Source organism: Sediminibacillus massiliensis, assembly GCF_900156915.1.
Classification (GTDB): domain Bacteria; phylum Bacillota; class Bacilli; order Bacillales; family Amphibacillaceae; genus Sediminibacillus_A; species Sediminibacillus_A massiliensis.
In genome coordinates, this window is sequence record NZ_LT732535.1 from 4,247,791 (window position 1) to 4,249,507 (window position 1,717).

At 54.1% G+C, this 1,717-nt stretch carries 1 rRNA gene and 2 other annotated features; the gene reads left to right on the forward strand.

The features are described from left to right. Positions 1 to 164: 164 nt before the first annotated feature. Positions 165 to 501, forward strand: a sequence feature (23S ribosomal RNA rRNA prediction is too short). A 9-nt stretch (positions 502 to 510) separates the two neighbouring features. After that, positions 511 to 1,380 (forward strand) — a sequence feature (23S ribosomal RNA rRNA prediction is too short). 216 nt (positions 1,381 to 1,596) lie between these two features. After that, a 5S ribosomal RNA gene (gene rrf / locus CZ434_RS21665) occupies positions 1,597 to 1,712 on the forward strand. The last annotated feature ends 5 nt before the right edge of the window (positions 1,713 to 1,717 follow it).

The window sequence follows — 1,717 nt, forward strand, 5'->3', positions numbered from 1 at the left end:
AGTTGGAATAGGCAAATCCGTCCAACAATCTCAAGCTGTGACGGGGAGGGAACATAAGTACCGAAGCTCCGGATTTCATACTGCCAAGAAAAGCCTCTAGTGAGGAAAGAGGTGCCCGTACCGCAAACCGACACAGGTAGGCGAGGAGAGAATCCTAAGGTGAGCGGGAGAACTCTCGTTAAGGAACTCGGCAAAATGACCCCGTAACTTCGGGAGAAGGGGTGCTTCTTTTGCGAGAAGCCGCAGTGAAAAGGCCCAAGCGACTGTTTAGCAAAAACACAGGTCTCTGCGAAGCCGTAAGGCGAAGTATAGGGGCTGACACCTGCCCGGTGCTGGAAGGTTAAGGGGACGCGTTAGCCGCAAGGCGAAGCGTTGAACCGAAGCCCCAGTAAACGGCGGCCGTAACTATAACGGTCCTAAGGTAGCGAAATTCCTTGTCGGGTAAGTTCCGACCCGCACGAAAGGTGCAACGACTTGGGCACTGTCTCAACGAGAGACCCGGTGAAATTATACTATGCGTGAAGATGCGCATTACCCGCGACAGGACGGAAAGACCCCGTGGAGCTTTACTGTAGCCTGATATTGCATGTTGGTACAGCTTGTACAGGATAGGTGGGAGCCTTAGAAGCCGGAGCGCTAGCTTCGGTGGAGGCGTCGGTGGGATACCACCCTGGCTGTACGGACATTCTAACCCAGGACCGTGATCCGGTCCGGAGACAGTGTCAGGTGGGCAGTTTGACTGGGGCGGTCGCCTCCTAAAGAGTAACGGAGGCGCCCAAAGGTTCCCTCAGAATGGTTGGAAATCATTCGCAGAGTGTAAAGGCAGAAGGGAGCTTGACTGCGAGACCTACAAGTCGAGCAGGGACGAAAGTCGGGCTTAGTGATCCGGCGGTGCCGTATGGAAGGGCCGTCGCTCAACGGATAAAAGCTACCCCGGGGATAACAGGCTTATCTCCCCCAAGAGTCCACATCGACGGGGAGGTTTGGCACCTCGATGTCGGCTCATCGCATCCTGGGGCTGTAGTCGGTCCCAAGGGTTGGGCTGTTCGCCCATTAAAGCGGTACGCGAGCTGGGTTCAGAACGTCGTGAGACAGTTCGGTCCCTATCCGTCGTGGGCGTTGGAAGTTTGAGAGGAGCTGTCCTTAGTACGAGAGGACCGGGATGGACACACCGCTGGTGTACCAGTTGTTCCGCCAGGAGCATAGCTGGGTAGCTACGTGTGGAAGGGATAAGTGCTGAAAGCATCTAAGCATGAAGCCCCCCTCTAGATGAGACTTCCCATCATTTTAAATGAGTAAGATCCCTCAGAGACGATGAGGTTGATAGGTCCGAGGTGGAAGCGTGGTGACACGTGCAGCTGACGGATACTAATCGATCGAGGACTTAACTATAAAAATAGAAAGCGCAGCGGGCTTGCCCAGATGCGACACGCATAAGACAATCTCCGTAAAGCCCCGAACTTTGGGCTTGTAGGAGAGTGACTTATGACGCGAGCATCTAGCCCGCGGAGCTGGACTGCACAAACATGAAAACACCTTTGATGTCTCTACCCTCTTATCTAGTTTTGAAGGTACATCCTTCAATTTAAAACATTGTCTGGTGGCAATAGCGGAAAGGTCACACCTGTTCCCATGCCGAACACAGCAGTTAAGCTTTCCAGCGCCCATGGTAGTTGGGGCATTGCCCCTGCGAGAGTAGGACGCCGCCAGGCAAAGA